This is a genomic window from Exiguobacterium sp. Leaf196 (genome assembly GCF_001423965.1).
GTDB lineage: Bacteria > Bacillota > Bacilli > Exiguobacteriales > Exiguobacteriaceae > Exiguobacterium_A.
In genome coordinates, this window is the sequence record NZ_LMPV01000009.1 from 102,043 (window position 1) to 119,817 (window position 17,775).

The window sequence follows — 17,775 nt, forward strand, 5'->3', positions numbered from 1 at the left end:
TTTTGTAGAGAAGGAGTGGAGATAGATGAGACATGAGATGGGATTATATGAAGTACCGTTTCGTTCGATTGAACAACGGCTGAGAACGGTCGAAATTCGACTCAATGATCTGAAACGCCAACAAGTACAAGTCGGTGATCAGATTCAGTTCACGCATACGGAGACGAACGAGACGCTACTCGTCCAGGTGACGAAACGGGAGACATTTCAAGATTTTCAAGCACTGTATGAACACGTATCACAGGAATCCATCGACTGCGTCGGTTGGTCGATCGATGAACTCGTAACATCTACGTATACGATCTATTCACCAGAAGCCGAGCAACAGTACGGAGCACTGGCTCTTCATATCGAGTTATTGCCATAAAAAACGTCTTTTCTACAGTCAGCGTAGAAAAGACGTTTTTGAATTCATTCGGGTTCGACGTGAACATGGATATCATAAACTCCGTATTCTTCCGTCAGCGTATCCTCAACACGTGTCGCAATATCGTGCGCTTGATGGATATTCAAGGTGGAGTTGACGAGGATGACGACATCGACGACTTCATTGTTGCCGTAGTTACGTCCTTTGATTGACTTGATGCCTTTGACACCTTCGAGATCGAAAATGACATCTTCGTACATCTTCAGTTTCTTCTCATCAAAGCCATCTGTCAGTTCGTGTGACGCTTCCGTGAAGATATCCCACGCTGTCTTACAGATCAAGAAGCCGACGATGATCGCTGTCACGACATCAAGCCAGGGCATGCCGAACTGTGATCCGACGATCCCGATTGTCGTCCCGACACTGACCCAAGCATCGGATAGATTATCTTTCGCTGCCGCCATGACGGCTTTGCTTTCAATCTCCTCGGATAACTTCTTATTGTAACGATAGACGAAGTACATCACGAGAGCTGAACCAATTCCGACGTACGCTGCAAGAACATCAGGCGATTCCTGCTTGCCTTCGAATAACGTCGAGATCGTATCGATCAAGACTTGGAGACCGACTGCCATCATGATGAAGGAAGCTACGAGCGAGGCAATCGTCTCACTTTTCCAGTGTCCGTACTTGTGATCGTCATCTGCAGGACGTTGTGAGATCCGTAAGCCGATTAAGACGGCAATCGACGCGATGATGTCCGTCGCGTTGTTCAAACCGTCCGCCCGGAGTGCGGCGGAATCTGCTGTATAACCAATAATTAATTTTAAAGATGATAACAAGATATAGGCTGCGATACTGATCATCGCACCGCGTTCGCCGCGTTTTAGATTATCGTATTTTTGTTGTTCCATTCTCGTCGCCCCCACTTTCTCTGCGATTAGCAAACCTCATCGTACCAGTCGGAAATCGAGTGGGTCTAGAGAAATCATTTTGTTTCGAACTAGGTAATTAACAAAAGCGCAATAATGTTTCCCTATACCAAACTGAATTTGATTGAGTCATGTGGCTCTTTTAAAGAAAATCGGTAGCATTATCTTAAAGAGCAACCAACTTTTTTGACTTGTCAGACTCTTTGACGAACATAATTCGTGCAAGTTCTGAAGGGAATCGGTAGACTAAAGGTACAACACCAAGAGGAGGAGTTCTCACAATGGCAGAATTCATTAAGAGTGAAGAAACATTCAAGGAATTGATTTCAAGTGATGCACCGGTCATCATCAAGTTCGAAGCAGACTGGTGCCCGGACTGCAAACGGATGGACTATTTCATGCCGGACGTCGAGTCCCAGTTCGACCACTTACCAATCCACACGATCGACAAGGATGAGTTCCCTGAAATCGCATCGAACCACGATGTCATGGGAATCCCAAGCTTGCTCGTCTTTAAAAACAATGAAAAACTAGCGCATTTGCACAGTGCAAATGCGAAAACACCAGAAGAAGTTACAGCATTCTTAAAGCAAAACTTCAACTAAGCAAAAATAACCTGACGCCGCAGCGTCAGGTTATTTTTTATGTACCGATCTGATTTGGAGTGCTACTTCAATCCTTCTCAGCTTTTCTTAAAAAAGATGCGAGTGAACAGATTCGTAATCGTTCCAGCTATCGCTGCTTCGATCAGAGCGACGACCACAATCGATAAAACATCCTGCATACCTAGAGTTCCTAAGAAATTAATGAGATTCAGAATGAAAAAAAGAATAAAGAAAATCAGATAATCTCGTTTTCGCATCGTAGTCCTCCTACTCAATACGTCTTTGTCGTCTTTCATCGCTATAACACTACCATACATCAGGATTTTCCAAGGATTACATAATTGAAAGGAACAACGAACATCTACAAAAAAGTAGTCTTTCTCTCGCTCGAGAAAGACTACTTTTACTTTTTTAACGTTCACACGCGATGCCGTCTTTATCCCGGTCTCTTTTCGTGTTTAAGTTATACGTCGCAAGACTCACGTATGCCTTGTACTTTGTTGCTTTGTAGATCGGTTTTCCATTCTTGTCATACCCGGTCCGATTCTTTAGACCCGCTTTTTTCGCGACACCGCCTTTATACGTCTTTTGCATTTCTGCACAACTGGAAAAGGCTTTTGCTTTCGTTGCCGCTTCACTGGTTTCTGGAACATGGATCAAGGCAAGACTGACGACACCCGCTAGTACGAGCCGACTCCATTTTTTCATAGGGATCCCTCCTTTTTTCAAAAAACAACAATTCGTCTTTTGATTATAAGAAGTCATTTTTAGAAATTGTTCCCTTTTTTCATTTTTACGTCAATGATTTTTAAAATCTGACAATCAACGAATATAGGATGAGCTGACGAGGTCGCCTTTTAAGATTGAAGTCGGGATCTTAAATTCAACGATGCCCATATATCCTGGAGCGATGCTGTATTCATCAAACGACAGGACTAATTTGTGGTCTGTTGTAATATAGAAATTTTGCTTCGCGGAAATGCGCTTGAACTGTTCGCTCTCCGGTACATCTGGTGTTCCTTCGACAAAGTAGACTTTCCCTTCATCTGCCTTCATTTGCCGACGCATCTCTTCCTTTAGATAATCACTGATCGTCGTGATATATCTGTCATTCTTGAACAAGGATGGTAACGTCAGGACAAGCTGTTGCTTCTTATCAATCGTATCGTACTGGACGCTTTCCGATGCACTTGCCCGTGTCTCGGTGACGATTCGACCAATCGACAACAGGTCGTCCGTATCCGTCTTGATGTCGTAGCGGCTATCGATCGCAAATACTCCCTCTTGTCCGTGCGTCTCTTGTTTGAACTTTTCATATAACGCTTGTCCTTCCGCGATATACTTTTCATTCAGCTGTTGCTCGAGCGCTTTGTCCGGTAACGTCACTTGGGGTGCTTTAATATCAGCCGACTGTTGTGTCTTCGTCTCTTTCCAGTCGATCGTCACGATCTCAGTCAGTTGACCGAAGACCGGCACCTTCGCCATCGCGTCCGCAAACGACGCATTACTATTTAATCCACCGACGAATAACGTGATGGCGGCCGCTGTAATCAACACGGATTGCTTCGTCCGCGAAGGACGAGTTCGACGCTCAACTCGGGCAATCATTTCATCGAGTTCTTTTGGGACCGGTGGTTGTTGGTAAGCCTGTTTCAGATCATCAAGTTTGTTTGACATCTAGATCATCTCCATTCAATTTCATTTTCAGTAAGGTCAACCCTTTATAGAGGCGAGACTTGGTCGTACTTAGATTCAGCTCTAAAATCGTCGCGACATCTTTTAAGATCAAGTCCTCGAAATAGTGTAAGATGACGACTTCCCGGTACATGACCGGGAGCTCCTCGAGCGCCTGTCGTAAATCGGAATCCGGGTATGTATCTTCTTTCGTCGCGACAAGTTCGATCAGTCGCTCCGTGTCGTAACTGATACTATGCTGACGTTTCCGGATCGCATCGATCGCTGTTCGTGTCAAAATCTGATAGAACCAGGCTTTCATCCGTTCATCATCCTCGAGTCGGTCGAGTGATTGTAACGCTTTTTGGATGCTGTCCTGAATGACATCCAGACTATCCTGTTCATTTTTCATATAACTGTAGGCTAACCAGTAGAGATTCGGTTTGTATTGCTTTAAAAAACGGACGAATGCTTTTTCCCGTTTTCTGATTTGGCGAGAGGTCATAGGCCGCGGCTCCTTTTTTCGATATCGTTCTGTGTATACATCATTAAGACGGGCGAGTCGAGAAAAAAGTTGACGACACAACAAAAAAAGGCGACACAAGGTCACCTTTTTGAATCAATAATCTAAATGCCGTGATGCATCATTCCAGACTTTTACGTGAAGCGTGATCAAGGCGATACCGTACAGAACACTCATGTATAACGAAAACTCACCAAACAGAACATCCGTCCAGGCATTTAATCCAAACAACGGGATGACGAACAGGAAATAGAATATGAACTGAACACTCGCAAGCCCATCAAACCAAATCGTCTCAGAAAACGCGCCTTCAAGTAACGAAACACCGTAAATGAATAACGCCGCAACGAGACCAATCCGGATATACCAGACTATAAGTCGAAGCGCTTTATCTTCTTTGATATAGAATATAGACCCGACTAAACCAATAAGCCAGGCGACGGAGGCAATGCTTTGCCATCCGTTAATCGTTCCGTCCGGATAGAGCATAGCGGACCATCCGTTGATTCCGATCATGACAAGTAAACTTAAAATGAAGATGAACCGATACGGTAAGTCCCTCTGACGCATGACGTTTCCTCCCCTGAAAACGAATAGAAGTCACTTCTATCCTTTACATTCCATATGATGGGTTTTAATCCTTTTTCTTTTACACATTTTTTCACCCCATCTCTATTGATTTTTTTATTTAATCCGGGCAAAAAGGCAAGGACAATGAGTCGTCCTTGCCTTTTTCCTTATACGCTTTGGGGAAGCGTAGCTTTATGTCGCTTAATCACGTTCGCATACCAATGAGCACTGTCTTTCCAAATTCGTTCCTGTGTCTCGAAATCGACATACAGGATTCCGAAGCGTTTTTCGTAACCGAAGCTCCACTCGAAGTTGTCAAGAAGCGACCATAAGTAGTAGCCATCAATATTCATGCCTTCTTCGTTTAAATCCGAGATTGCTTGCAAGTGTTGCGCAACATAATCGATTCGGTTTTGGTCGGCGACCCGTCCTTCGATCAGCTCATCGTCAAATGCGGCTCCGTTTTCTGTAATATAGATCGGTAAATCTGTATATTCCGCCCGCAATCGGCGAATTAAGTCCTTGAATGCGTTCGGTGCAATGTCCCATCCCATCGCGGTTCTGTCGTAGTCAGAATACGCAGCTTTTTGTAGAAAATCATTTGCTGCGCTGAATTCGACAAGGTTACGGCTATAGAAATTAATCCCGAGGAAGTCACACGGTACAGCAATCGTTTCCATATCCCCTTCCTGGATGAAAGCAAACGAATGGACATATTTTGAGAAAAGATTCATCATGTCGACCGGATAATGTCCCTTAAAGACCGGATCAAGGAACCAACGATTCGCATAGCCGTCTGCATTATTCATCGCTAACCGATCATTGACCGAATCTGTCTTTGCATATTTAGGCGCCAGATTGAGTGTAATGCCGATCGGTGTCGTTGATTTCATCTCTTCCTTCAGCATCTCGACTGCTTTTCCGTGAGATAAGAGCAAATGATGCACCGCATGAACGGCTTCGTTCAGATCAGTATGACCGGGTGCATGTTCCCCGATGTGATAGCTGAGGAACCCAGCACACCACGGCTCATTGTGCGTAATCCAAGAGTCGACGACTTCGTCAAGCTCCGTAAAACATGCCCGTGCAAAATCAAGGAACCAGTCGACCGATTCTCGGTTGACCCAGCCGCCTTCTTCGTACGCCCAGAGTGGCAAATCCCAATGATACAGTGTAACAGCCGGCTTAATGCCCTCTTCGCGCAAGCGTGTTGCAAGCTGCTTATAAAACGCCATGCCTTCGGGATTATAAATTCCTTTTTGCGGAAAAATCCGTGGCCAGGCAATCGAGAAGCGATACGTATCGACGCCAAGCTTCTTAATATGGGCGATGTCCTCTTCATAACGATGGTAATGATCACAAGCGACGTTACCGTTTTGCCAGTTGAAGACCTTGCCATCTTCTGCGCAAAACGCATCCCAGATGGAAGGCGTCCGTCCGCCTTCGTTGTAAGCGCCCTCGATTTGATACGACGATGTGGCCGTTCCGAATACAAAGTTTGGTGCAAATTTCATGTATGTCATCTCCTTTGACGAATTATTCTTTGACGGCACCAGCCGAGATACTGCTAACGATATACTTCGAGAGGAACAAGAAAGCGATCATGATCGGCACGACGGAAATCGCGATGCCGAGATACAGTGACCCTAAGTTCTCTGCGACTTGTGAACCTTTTAAGAATCCCATCAAGACCGGGAGCGTATACTTTTCTGGCGAGAAGAGTAAGACGAGCGGCATGATGTAGTTATTCCAAGAACCGATGAAGGTGAAGATCGACATCGTCGCGATCGCGGGCATCATCATCGGTAAGGCGATCGTATGGAAAATCCGCCATTCGCTTGCTCCATCGATACGCGCTGCTTCAATCAAACTGGGATGGAGGACCGTCTGGACGTACTGCCGGATGAAGAACACGGTGAACGGGCTAGCAATAGCCGGTACGATGAGCGGAATGAAGCTATCGAGCAATCCTAAGTTTTTGCTGAGCTCATAAAAACCGATCAATCCGAGCTGTCCTGGAATCATCATCATGATCAGCATGAACACGAACAAGACATTTTTTCCTTTAAATTGATAGAATGCAAAACCGAATGCGGTCAGGGCGGAAAAGTATCCCGACAAGACGGTCACGAGTACAGCAATGATCAAGCTGTTTTTAAAGCCGGACCAGATATTAACGTACGAACTCAACGCCGCGTAGTTGTCAGCAAGCGAGTTGCCCGGGATTAAAGAAAAGCCGGACAGGACTTCTTCATTCGAACGGGTTGCGTTGACGATCATCATCAAGAATGGAATGATGCAGGCAATCGTCAAAGCAATCAATGCGAGGTAAATGATCGTTTTTCCAAGCCATGGTTTTTTTCGTTTCGGAGGTGGCGTCAATCGAAGCGGATGCTCCGAGCGTTCTGGTTGTTCTTCCGTTTGCGGCACGAGCCGGCGTGCTTCTGCATTTCGTTCCATCGGTCAGGCTCCTTTCGGTGAACGTTCTTTTCGGAACATCCCTTTGAAGACGATGATTGAAAAAACAAGCGTGATGGCAAACAACCCATAAGCGACCGCTGCAGCATAGCCATAGTTGTTGTATTTGAATGCCTGGTTATAGAGATACAGCACCATCGTATTCAGTGCCCCGTCCGGCGCCCCAATTCCATCTGTGATCAGCATCGGCAGGTCGAACAATTGCAAACCACCGATCAGTGAGGTGATCATGATATACAATAAGATTGGCTTGAGCAGCGGCAAAGTGATTCGAGAAAAAATTTGCCATCGGGTCGCTCCGTCAATCAAGGCCGCTTCAAAATAATCTTTCGAGATGCCAGACACGCCTGCCATGACGACGATGAACGAGTGACCGAGCCACATCCATGTCAGGATGAGCGAGACAGATACTTGTGCCGTGACAGGTTGCGTCAACCAGTTGATTGGCTCTGAAATGATACCGATCTTCATCAACATCATGTTGAGCGAGCCATGTTGCCAGTCGAGCAAGATTCCAAACAGTAACGCCACGGAGCTGATCGTAATCAAGTTCGGCAGATAAAAGGTCGCTCGGAAGAACGCGAGCCCCTTCAATTTCAATTGGAGGTCGGAGAACAGCAATGCAAGCAACAATGCCCCGCCAATTTGTAAGGTAAAGTTGACAGCCCAAATCTTGATCGTGTTAAAGAACGCTTCGATGAAGTAACTGTCACTCAGTAGCCGAGTATAGTTCGCAAGACCAACGACTTGTTCCCCTTCAGCCCCCGTATAGTTCGTAAAGCTGTAATAGAATGTCAGGGCGACCGGATAAATACTGAAGATCAGGAAGACGATCCAAAACGGTGCGATGAAGAGATACCCAGTGCGATCGATTTTTTTCACAGGTTAAGCTCCTTTCTTCCATGAGAAAAGGTGAGGCAGGATGCGCCCCACCTGCTCGTTATTCGGGTACTTTTACATCAGGATATGCGTTTTTGACTTTTTTATAGAATTCCGTAAGAGCTTCATCCTTCGATTTTTTTCCGCGAACATACTCTGTTACGGCAGCTCCATAGAGCGTGTCAAGTTGTTGATCATACTTCGTAACGATGCCTGGTTTGATTTGGTCTGCTTGCTTTAAGAAAAATTCGTAGTTGTTCTGACCATCCAAGAAATCTTCTTTAAAGTTAGTCTTGATTTTATCCGTGACTGGCTTGAATGCTAAGACGTCACCCGTTTCCTTTGCCCAGTCTGTCAAGAATTCTTCGTCCTGCGTCATCATTTTGACGAAATCATAGGCGAGTTTTTGTTTTTTCGAATCTTTGTAGACGCCTAACCATGTTCCGCCCCAGAAGTAAGGACTCGGTCCGCTCGTGACAGCCCAGTCTCCTGCGGATTTTTTCACGTTTTCCTTCAAGACGCTATGCAGTCCCCAAGTCGGTAACACATACGAGAAGACCTCTGTCTGGATTTCCTTGCCATTCTCTTTGACTTTGACTGGTTTATCCATGCCGGCGTACCACGATGGTGACCATTCCGGTGCAAGGGCCGTATATTGTTTCGTACGGAGTTCTTTTGCGTAGTCCATATATTCTTTTCGCGCATCGGTCAAGACGAGCTCCTGCTTGTCGTTGACCCATGGTTGTGGATCATTGCCTTGAACGAACCAACGAATCGATCCTTCATCCGGGAACATTTTATAGCCTTTTTGCTTCATTTTATCGGCGACTTCAAATACCCCATCCATTGAATTCATCATGCCGCCGATTTTTTTCGGGTCGTCTGTTCCGAGTACTTTTTTCGCAATGCTTCGTTTGTAGTAAATGCCTCCTGGCGTCGTTTGCCAAGAGAGCGCACGCACGTTTCCTTCTTTATCTTTCCCCATGTCAAATACATACGGAATATAGTCTTTTGCGACGTCATCTGCATTAAACGGCTTTTCGGATAAATTGGCCCAGTAGCCAGCGTCGACCCATTGTTTCAAGAAGGCGATTTCACCCGTGAAGATATCTGGTGCTCCGACGCCACTTTCAAGAGCTGGTTTCAACTTCGTCGGATAGTCGGCCATTGGCACGATCGTCAATTCGACTTTGACACCATTCTTTTCTTCAAATTTTTTGATTGGTTTTTTTAATTCATCCGTAAACGACCAGATTTTTAAGACCTCTTTGCCACCACTTGTAGTGTCTTCGCCACTTCCCGTACATCCCGCTAAGACAGTTGCTATCATGGCACCAATCGTCATTGCACTAATGAACGTCTTTTTCATTTCATCCCATCCTTTATCAAATAGTTTTTAAGTAAGCGGTTTCAATTTAATCGTTTAATTCGAAAGCGCTTTCGAAAATGACAAGAGAATACCCGAAAGCCCTTTCGGAACTGCCGTAAAAATAATTTCGGAATCGCTCTCGCGTTTTCTCCCTGACAACCAGCGAGAGCGATTCCGAAATCGTCGCACGTCATACAGGTACAGGACCTGTCGAATGACGAACGATCAACTCGACGGGAATGACGTCTTGTGTCGTCATCCGCTGTTTATCGACAATTTGTTCGATCAAGACTGAAGCCGCATGCTGACCAATCGTTTCCGTATCTTGCCGGACAGTCGTCAGCTTCGGTGTGATGTACTTCGCCATCTCGATATCATCGTAGCCTACGAGTGAGATATCTGTTGGAATCTGTAAGCCAGCTTCATGAATCGCTTCAATAGCGCCGATTGCCATTTGGTCCCCTGCCGCAAAGACAGCAGTCGGTCGATCCGGTAGCGCCAGCAACTCTTGCATCGCCCGTTTTCCTTCTTCTCCGGAAAACAACCCACCGTTTGCAATATAGCCGTCCGGAATCGGCAGACCGAACTGGGTCATTGCTTGTTTATAACCTTCAATCCTTGCTGCACCAGCATCCGTCGTCGTATCGCCAGCGATATGCGCAATCCGGCGATGACCTAATTCATATAGATGCTCGACGGCTAGTCGCCCACCCGTAATATTGTCGGAATAGACGACGCTACAATCCGGACTGTACATATCAACGACAACGATCGGAATCGTACTTTGAATCAATTCTTGAACGTGCAGATCCAACTGGTCCGAACAGATGACGACAATGCCATCAACCGCTCGGTGTCGAAAGTGCTCCAAGTAACTCATGTCCCGATTACGTAAATTTCGTGATGCAAAAATCAGATCGTAACCTTGTTGCTCTGTTGCTTTCCGGAAGCTTTCAATGATCGCATTAAAGAACGGATGCATCATGCCAACACCATGTGCTTCTGAAAACATGACACCAATCGTCCACGAACGTTTTGTCGAGAGCGATTGAGCATGTGCATTCGGCAAGTATCCCATCTCAGCTGCCGCCTGGACGATCTTCGCTTTCGTCTTTTCACTGACATCTGAATAATTATTTAAGGCTTTCGAGACCGTTGTGATCGAAAAACCGGTCATCTTCGCTAAATCATAAATTGTTCCCATACTACTCACTCCATTTCACCGAAAGCGCTTTCGATAGATTTAGTATAAATGGGAATTGAAAAAGCTACAACTGTTATTTTGATTTTTAAATAAATTGTTAAAATTATATAGTAAGACTGTGCAACTACGTATATGTTTCTCTACGTTTCTTTCAATACTGTAAGATTACAATATTTTAGAATCACTTTTTTTTTTCACAATTTATGCTAATTTATTAAAGTAAAGTTTACTATACTTTGTGTTTTTCATTTATTACTAATTTGAGGAGGGGAAACAATGAATAAATCTTTTATTACATCAGGAATTTTTTCGATTTTAATAGGAATTATTACTTTATTTACTATTAAATTATTTACAGCATATTTAGAACTTACAAAAAATGTAGGTATTGAAGATATTGAGACATATAATCTTAATACATATGCAACTTATTTTTTTGTCATTGGAGTAATTTTAATTTTATCAGGATTGTTCATAAATAAATTAAAAAAATTCTAACCGTTTGTGCATTGACCGCTTTTTTTACTATGTAAGCTTTAATTTTTAATGAAAAAATCTGAATTTTGGAGTGATTTTAAATTGATTAATAATAAAAAACTCGCAACAATTATAGCTTCCTTATCTATATTGACTACGTTTTTAGGTAATGTACCAAATGTCTCAGCAGCTGAAATTTCTGAGGATAAATCATTTTATTCAGAAGAATTTGGTAATTATGTAATCCCATTTTCAGAGAATGAAGATGGCGATGCTAAGGTACTATCTGAAAAAGAAATTGCTGATGAAAACTCTTTAAACACATTCAGTAGTCAATTAGATGATTCAGAATCTACTGAGGACGTAGATTCTATTAATTCAGAAGAAAGAGGTTCTACAAAAGCATCTTATCGTGAATACCTTAAATTTAAGCCTACAAAAACTACTAATTATGTAGGAGATCCCTTAAAAGTTGTTTCGGATATTGGCTGTACGACTAGCTCTTGTTCTATCGGACATGGTGTTACATATACAAAAACTATAACAGTAACTTACGGTGCAGCCTCTGATCTTGAAAAGTCATTAATAAAATCTTCTTTAAATATTGGCTATTCTTCAGCAAAAGCTAGCACAAGTTCTTATACTTTTAATTTGAAAAAGGGAGAATACGGTTATATCGCATTCAAGCCTTATAAAGTTAAAAAAAGTGGCTATTTCTTAAACTGCGGAAATCAAGGAACAGGTTGTCATAAAACTAGTAAAACAGGGTATGTTAGATTACCTAAAAAACTCTCTAATGGTAAAGCCGATGGAATTTTCTATTTTGTCTATACATCTAAAAAATAATTAAAAGACCTTCCATTTTGTTAAGTAGTTTCAATTAATTAATGGTTTAATCATTAACTGATGAAAAATTTTTACCATTTTACATTTAAAAAATCTATTTCTATGTAAATGCAAAAAGAGCGTTCCAGTTGGTACGCATTTTTTGCATTTTTTTCATTTGTTTGATCAATAATTTTATTTTTTCTATGTATAAAGTTGTACATTATTTGTTTAAAAGACTACATGATTTTATATTCAGTAACTAATTCACTAGCTATATAAAACTTTTAGCCATTTATACTTAATAAATTAGTAATAGACATACTTCTGTCTTTTTACAAGAACAAACGTTTGGTATGCTTAAAAGAAATACTGTGCCTCTTATGAAAGGAGCTTTTTCATGCCAATTAACCCGTATCTTGTCTTTAATGGAAATACCCGTGAAGCGGTGACGTTCTACACTGAGGTGTTCGAGGTAGAGATGCCGGAAATCATGGAGTTCGGACCAGGTCCCGGACCAAATGGTCAACCGTATCCACCGGAGCAACAGTCTTTGATTTTACATGCACAACTCGTCGTCCATGGCACACGCCTCATGTTCTCAGACGCCATGCCGCAAGATCCCGTGACGTTCGGACAAAACATCACGCTAGCCCTCCACTTAGCCGATGTAGAGCTTTTGCATGAAACGTTCGCACGGCTCGCTGAAGGCGGCAAGATCATCATGCCGATTCAAGAGACGTTTTGGAGTGAAGCCTACGGCATTGTCGAAGATGCGTTTGGCGTGCAATGGCAGGTTAATCATGAAACGAGTATGGGCTAATAAATAATGATCCGGCTGTTAGAAGCCGGATCATTATTCATTCAAGAAACAAGTGTAGCGCATTATAAATTGAAGGGAGGGGTTCCTATTGAATCACCAAGAGCTGTATACGATCTTTCCCCAGCTCGTCTTATATCCGAACTTATTTTATCACAATGCGAACGGAATCCGCTTTGAGCTGGGCGATTCAACATTGCTCAAAAACGTTGGTCTAGATGATCCGAATTATCTAGAGTCCGCCTATCGAAAAGCCCTAACCTTATTCGAAGCCATCCATGCTCCCTCTGATCTTATCACATGGATCGTGCAGGTCAGTCCCTACAAAAGAACAAGCGGTTGGAAACCGGTCGTGCATAGTGGATTTGTGAAGTACTTGAAGTCCCCTTCTTTACGCTATCGCCTGCGATGCGATCGTACACCACAATATGTGGAAGAGCATCCCTATGCTACATACACATTGTCTTTGACCTGTACGCGGCAAGAGATTCATTATCCAGCTTTAATCCGTGATATTTGCAGTCATGATGTCACTTCTCGCCCTTCTTTTATCCATCGTACCTTTTTCTTTAATCCGAGACGAAAGAGTCTGTTTCACATCTATGATGACCGAGGCTGTGACCTGATCGGCGAAACACCTGACGCTATCCGTGATCTCTACGATGATTATAAGCATTGGATATTGAACCATGATAAAAACACTATTGATCAGACATTCTCACTATAAAGAGGCGATTCTTTGACTTAGAATCGCCTCTTACTTAGCTCTCGCTTAAAGAAATCGAACGCACAGTCGACTGAATCAACTGCTTTAACCATTTTTGTCTCACATCTGTTGAAAAGTCTTCATTTCCAAATACTTCTACTCTAAAGGGAAGCGTTTTTAACAACTGATGTTCCAATGCTTTTCGTTCCCTTAAGATTGCAATCGTCCCTTCCACTCCTGATAACGAGCGATTCACACCATATGCTTGCTCCGTGTAATAGGATACGAATCCGTCCGCCCATTCTGGTGGACGCTCGTTTAATGCTCTACGGAAGCTTCGTTCTACATCCGGTTGATCAACATAGACGAGAACTGGTTGCAATGGCGCGATGATCGTCGCTAAGCGATTAATATACGCTCGTAACGTCTCTTTCGGTAGATCGTATTTGATGAGTCCCATCGTCAACGGATTTTGCAAGAAACAGCACTCAAAAACATATGTTGTATCCGTCGTTAACGCTTGAGCGACGAACGCTTCCCACTTTTTAAAGATCATTGACTGATATAACTCAAATGGTAGTTCATAGATATCTCTTGCTTGCAGAAACGCAAGTACTGCTTCAGGAACATCCTGTTTTGACTGCCACTGACGATACGATATTAGCACGTAGTCATTGAACACCTCAGCAAATCGTAAGACATCGAGTGAAGCGTACTTGCTTTGAAAATCCGTCCATTCATCCATCGTTAAGTAAGCGATACTCTCATAATCCGCAGGATGGTTGAGATCACCTTCGATATGAAGGCGTGTATTGATTTGTTGATTTTGTAGTACACGAGTTAATGCTTCAGCTGTTGTTGTTTTGCCTGAGCCTGGGAGTCCTTCAACTAAAAATAAGCTTGTCACCATTCTTTGTCCTCCTAAAAAAGCATGTTAAAAATTCATATGCTATATACATTACAATTTATAGTATTATTTAGTTATGTAAATTACATTATATTACAGGTTAGCCGAATCATTTATCATTACCTTGAGAGGATTTCATACAGTGAAAAATCTCTACTTCGAGAAACGCAGATTTACTTATAGTGACGTAATCAATACGCAGTCGGATTTTATAGACGATTATCCGATCGTTTACCTATTGTATAATTCAACTAAAGAACAAGCATATGTGGGGCAAACGGTTCAAAAAAATCAAAGATTAAAATCCCATTTAAAAGATTCTCGACGTAAACAACTTGATCAAACAATTTTAGTTGGACACGAGCAGTTTAACCAATCGGCCACTTATAACATAGAGTCTAATTTGATCAACTTTCTGATTGCTGACGGCAATTATAAGTTGCAGAACGTCAGTCAAACAGCCTCTCGCTATACTCATAATTATTATCAAAAGTCCTTTTTTAATGAGACGGTCTTCGAAAACATTTGGCAACGATTGCGTGAAGAAAGCATTGCTAAAGGAACACTTGAACACCTACGCAATAAAGATGTTTATAAACTTTCTCCATATCGTGAATTGTCTGAGCAACAACTCGAAGTAAAACAAGCAATACTAGAATATTGCAAAATAAATATTACACAATCAGGACATCATGTATTTATTGTTGAAGGAGATGCCGGGACAGGCAAAAGTGTTTTGCTTAGTTCTTTATTCAATACAATCCAGGACCTGTCGAAAGATACAAGTTCCGCTCTTTATCAAACAGACAATTACTTACTTGTTAATCATAGTGAAATGCTAAAAACGTATAAATCGATTGCGGGAAGCTTACCGAACCTGAAGAAAAAACAATTTCAAAAACCTACACCATTCATAAACACATTGAGTAATCAAAACACAATGGTAGACATTGTACTAATTGATGAAGCACACCTACTCTTAACAAAAGAAGATACGTATAACAACTTTCATCAAAAAAATCAGCTGAACGAAATCATCACACGTAGTAAAGTCACTATTCTAATTTTTGATCCTAAACAAGTATTAAAAATCAAGAGCCACTGGGGACGTACTACTCTTCAGGAAATCGTTGGTCCTTTCGCAACGAAAACATTACGATTATCCAAGCAATTTCGAATGCAAGCTAGTCAAAAAACATTACATTGGATCAATCGTTTTGTAGAACGAGAGATTCTACCACTACCATCAGACTCTAACTATGACTTTCAAATCTTCGAAGATCCCGAAGCATTCAAACAAGCAATTTTTCAAAAAAATCAAAAATATGGACTTTCAAGAATGGTATCAACCTTTGATTATCTTCATAAAAAAGATGGTGCTGACTATTACGTAGACGAGGATGGCATCAACCTTCCCTGGAATCGTAGTTATTCAAATATAACGTGGGCCGAACAACCCGAAACGATAAATGAAGTTGGATCAATCTATACAATTCAAGGATTTGATTTAAATTATGTAGGTGTTGTGCTTGGTCCTTCTATTCAATATGACGAAGAAACTCAGCGGCTAGTCATTGATCCTACGCAGTATAAGGATAAAGGTGCCTTTACTTCGCGTCAGGACTTAAGTAAATCAGAAAATGAACAAGCAAAAGAGGACATCATTTTAAACTCATTAAATGTTTTGATGAAGCGAGGCGTAAAAGGACTTTATCTTTATGCTACGAATCTGCAATTGCGAAAATGTCTATTACAACTAAAGGAGAATGACTCATGAATGAAATTGAATCTTTAATAAAAAAAATCGATGACTTTCGGGATGAGCGGAATTGGAGACAATACCATAATGCTAAAGATTTAGCGATTTCTTTATCGATCGAAGCATCTGAATTACTAGAGGCTTTTCAGTGGAAGACAAGTGAAGAAGCTTGGGAAGAGAACAAAGAGAATATTAAAGAAGAGATTGCTGATGTTCTGATTTACGCGTTGACTTTATGTAGTGAATTGAATATCGATGTAGAAAAAATTGTAATAGATAAAATCCGGAAGAATGGGAGAAAATACAAAATTTAATTTAAATTAGAAGGACAATTTCTGTATAGAAACTTCAGGAATTGTCCTTCTTAGTGATTTACATCACTGCTTATAGTAATCATATAATTCATCAATAGTTAAATCTATCCCACTAGAGTTGAGGCGAGCTTTTCTACTGTCAAATAATCTTTTAATCATATTTTGAATCTCTTCAAATGTACCATAATGAATTTTTCTATGGCACATTGGACAAATAGAAATGATATTAGCATGTGTATCTAAGCTATTCTTATATTTATTTTGAAACTGTATCGGAATGAGATGATGAGCTTCAACATAATTTTCTTCAGTAAATTTAGATACGAACAACTGATGCGTTCCATCCAATTCGCATAAGTATCCAGCTCGTTCCAGTGCCTCTCTAGCATATCTCGGATTACGGAACCAGACCTCTCTTCCATGAACAATGATTTTTTTAGGTGTTGTTTTAGGAGCCTCTTCCATCCTGATTCCGTTATCAGAATCCGCTAGCAAATACTGGTGAAACTCACGCGTCTCATATGCGTACTCATCCTCTATTTCTCTAACTTCAAGTTCTTGTTTCCATCTCAATAAATGATTCAATGCCGCACCATACATATTATTTCCACGTCTGTTCTTATCGATGAAATCTGGATGTTGCATAATTTTTCTAATCATTTCTTCAGACTCGATATCGAATAGCTCCTTTTCATTAGACAGCCCATATGAATCTAGCTCTCTAGAGACACTATCGATAGCAAAAGCATATTTCTTGATTGATTGTGACGAAACGGTCGATGTCTCTTGCATCCATATAATAAAATTCGATTTGCTCATCTCAGCTTCCCCTCTTTAATTTCTTGTTTATGAAATGAAGGCTAACTTCGCAAAAACGATGTTAGCCTTCATAACCATTACTTCTCAAACTGCTTGTATAGTCCTTACTATTTCTCCACTTACATAGAATTTCTCGTCACTACCTCGCAACTTAATATGATTTTCCCAAATATAGAATCTCCATTTTGCATCATTTGAGTAATCAAGAGTAATTTCCTCCGTCATCAAGCGACGTAGATTTCTAAATTCAATATAATATACTTTTCCGCCTTCAACACGAATGGCCATAATCGAAATATCTGCTTGATCCAACTCATCTACTTGCTTTGTAGTTAAATCAAACCATCCATGCTCTTCTTTATATAACTTCGTCTCCGGTGTACAAAGTTTAATCGTTTTATTCTCGCTTGTTACCCCTTGATAAATAATACGTTTTTGTCCAATCAAGGATAATGAGCAGTCGTAACGTTGTTCTATCGCCTCTAATACTATTTCTTTTAGTGGAACAGACATAATATTTCCTCCTTGATTTTCAAAAAATGCTTGA

The 17,775-nt window shown here is 41.6% G+C and carries 22 protein-coding genes; 8 read left to right on the forward strand and 14 right to left on the reverse strand.

From position 1 onward, the window contains the following. Window positions 1–25 precede the first annotated feature (25 nt). Window positions 26–367 carry an ASCH domain-containing protein gene (locus tag ASG02_RS12350; RefSeq protein WP_056063880.1) on the forward strand — a complete coding sequence of 114 codons (342 nt, stop codon included), beginning with the start codon at window positions 26–28 and terminating at the stop codon, window positions 365–367. 44 nt (window positions 368–411) lie between these two features. Here ASG02_RS12350 and ASG02_RS12355 read toward each other — a convergent pair whose 3' ends face one another. Beyond that, window positions 412–1,281: a cation diffusion facilitator family transporter gene (locus ASG02_RS12355; protein ID WP_053452503.1), complete on the reverse strand. Its 870-nt coding sequence runs from the start codon at window positions 1,279–1,281 to the stop codon at window positions 412–414. A 299-nt stretch (window positions 1,282–1,580) separates the two neighbouring features. Here ASG02_RS12355 and ASG02_RS12360 point away from each other — a divergent pair, with 299 nt between their 5' ends. After that, window positions 1,581–1,904 (forward strand): thioredoxin family protein, encoded by a 324-nt coding sequence (locus tag ASG02_RS12360; protein WP_023466923.1) that lies wholly within the window; start codon window positions 1,581–1,583, stop codon window positions 1,902–1,904. Window positions 1,905–1,981: 77 nt separating this feature from the next. On the opposite strand, the gene ASG02_RS12365 is transcribed toward ASG02_RS12360, so the two are convergent. The 10 genes from ASG02_RS12365 to ASG02_RS12410 form a co-directional block, all read right to left on the reverse strand. Further along, window positions 1,982–2,161 carry a hypothetical protein gene (locus tag ASG02_RS12365; RefSeq protein ID WP_056063884.1) on the reverse strand — a complete coding sequence of 60 codons (180 nt, stop codon included), beginning with the start codon at window positions 2,159–2,161 and terminating at the stop codon, window positions 1,982–1,984. Between the two features lie 154 nt (window positions 2,162–2,315). Then, on the reverse strand, window positions 2,316–2,612 hold the full coding sequence (locus ASG02_RS12370) for an excalibur calcium-binding domain-containing protein (protein WP_056063887.1): 297 nt from the start codon (window positions 2,610–2,612) through the stop codon (window positions 2,316–2,318). A gap of 114 nt (window positions 2,613–2,726) precedes the next feature. Then, entirely contained in the window at window positions 2,727–3,581 is an 855-nt protein-coding gene (locus tag ASG02_RS12375) for an RsiV family protein (protein ID WP_056063890.1), read from the reverse strand. Continuing rightward, the gene (locus tag ASG02_RS12380; protein WP_056063894.1) at window positions 3,565–4,083 is read right to left on the reverse strand and encodes an RNA polymerase sigma factor; all 519 of its coding nucleotides are present in this window, start codon (window positions 4,081–4,083) and stop codon (window positions 3,565–3,567) included. The genes ASG02_RS12375 and ASG02_RS12380 overlap by 17 nt, the downstream gene beginning before the upstream one ends. A 114-nt stretch (window positions 4,084–4,197) precedes the next feature. Next, on the reverse strand, window positions 4,198–4,671 hold the full coding sequence (locus tag ASG02_RS12385) for a hypothetical protein (protein ID WP_056063896.1): 474 nt from the start codon (window positions 4,669–4,671) through the stop codon (window positions 4,198–4,200). 167 nt (window positions 4,672–4,838) lie between these two features. Beyond that, window positions 4,839–6,185 (reverse strand): GH1 family beta-glucosidase, encoded by a 1,347-nt coding sequence (locus ASG02_RS12390; protein ID WP_056063900.1) that lies wholly within the window; start codon window positions 6,183–6,185, stop codon window positions 4,839–4,841. 22 nt (window positions 6,186–6,207) lie between these two features. Then, on the reverse strand, window positions 6,208–7,131 hold the full coding sequence (locus ASG02_RS12395) for a carbohydrate ABC transporter permease (protein WP_081780419.1): 924 nt from the start codon (window positions 7,129–7,131) through the stop codon (window positions 6,208–6,210). Window positions 7,132–7,134: 3 nt separating this feature from the next. Next, on the reverse strand, window positions 7,135–8,031 hold the full coding sequence (locus ASG02_RS12400; RefSeq protein WP_035411191.1) for a carbohydrate ABC transporter permease: 897 nt from the start codon (window positions 8,029–8,031) through the stop codon (window positions 7,135–7,137). Between the two features lie 58 nt (window positions 8,032–8,089). Next, entirely contained in the window at window positions 8,090–9,397 is a 1,308-nt protein-coding gene (locus tag ASG02_RS12405) for an ABC transporter substrate-binding protein (RefSeq protein ID WP_056063903.1), read from the reverse strand. A 190-nt stretch (window positions 9,398–9,587) separates the two neighbouring features. Then, window positions 9,588–10,601: a LacI family DNA-binding transcriptional regulator gene (locus tag ASG02_RS12410; RefSeq protein WP_056063906.1), complete on the reverse strand. Its 1,014-nt coding sequence runs from the start codon at window positions 10,599–10,601 to the stop codon at window positions 9,588–9,590. A gap of 276 nt (window positions 10,602–10,877) precedes the next feature. Here ASG02_RS12410 and ASG02_RS12415 point away from each other — a divergent pair, with 276 nt between their 5' ends. From ASG02_RS12415 to ASG02_RS12430, 4 genes are all read left to right on the forward strand, one after another. Continuing rightward, a complete protein-coding gene (locus ASG02_RS12415) occupies window positions 10,878–11,099 on the forward strand; it encodes a hypothetical protein (RefSeq protein ID WP_056063909.1) in 222 nt (73 codons plus the stop codon). 81 nt (window positions 11,100–11,180) lie between these two features. After that, window positions 11,181–11,924: a hypothetical protein gene (locus ASG02_RS12420; RefSeq protein WP_056063912.1), complete on the forward strand. Its 744-nt coding sequence runs from the start codon at window positions 11,181–11,183 to the stop codon at window positions 11,922–11,924. Between the two features lie 379 nt (window positions 11,925–12,303). Further along, a complete protein-coding gene (locus ASG02_RS12425; protein WP_056063916.1) occupies window positions 12,304–12,726 on the forward strand; it encodes a VOC family protein in 423 nt (140 codons plus the stop codon). A gap of 88 nt (window positions 12,727–12,814) precedes the next feature. Continuing rightward, window positions 12,815–13,450, forward strand: coding sequence for a DUF3885 domain-containing protein (locus tag ASG02_RS12430; protein ID WP_056063919.1), 636 nt, complete (start codon window positions 12,815–12,817; stop codon window positions 13,448–13,450). Window positions 13,451–13,484: 34 nt separating this feature from the next. On the opposite strand, the gene ASG02_RS12435 is transcribed toward ASG02_RS12430, so the two are convergent. Then, window positions 13,485–14,339, reverse strand: coding sequence for a hypothetical protein (locus tag ASG02_RS12435; protein WP_056063922.1), 855 nt, complete (start codon window positions 14,337–14,339; stop codon window positions 13,485–13,487). Window positions 14,340–14,478: 139 nt separating this feature from the next. Here ASG02_RS12435 and ASG02_RS12440 point away from each other — a divergent pair, with 139 nt between their 5' ends. Both ASG02_RS12440 and ASG02_RS12445 read left to right on the forward strand, forming a co-directional pair. After that, the gene (locus ASG02_RS12440) at window positions 14,479–16,113 is read left to right on the forward strand and encodes a DUF2075 domain-containing protein (RefSeq protein WP_056063924.1); all 1,635 of its coding nucleotides are present in this window, start codon (window positions 14,479–14,481) and stop codon (window positions 16,111–16,113) included. Beyond that, entirely contained in the window at window positions 16,110–16,409 is a 300-nt protein-coding gene (locus ASG02_RS12445) for a nucleotide pyrophosphohydrolase (RefSeq protein ID WP_056063927.1), read from the forward strand. Before ASG02_RS12440 ends, ASG02_RS12445 begins: the two co-directional genes overlap by 4 nt. Window positions 16,410–16,472: 63 nt before the next feature. Here ASG02_RS12445 and ASG02_RS15520 read toward each other — a convergent pair whose 3' ends face one another. Both ASG02_RS15520 and ASG02_RS12455 read right to left on the reverse strand, forming a co-directional pair. After that, window positions 16,473–17,228, reverse strand: a complete 756-nt coding sequence (locus ASG02_RS15520; RefSeq protein ID WP_056063930.1) for an HNH endonuclease — start codon at window positions 17,226–17,228, stop codon at window positions 16,473–16,475. A gap of 84 nt (window positions 17,229–17,312) precedes the next feature. Further along, the gene (locus tag ASG02_RS12455) at window positions 17,313–17,741 is read right to left on the reverse strand and encodes a hypothetical protein (RefSeq protein ID WP_050678904.1); all 429 of its coding nucleotides are present in this window, start codon (window positions 17,739–17,741) and stop codon (window positions 17,313–17,315) included. Window positions 17,742–17,775 lie beyond the last annotated feature (34 nt).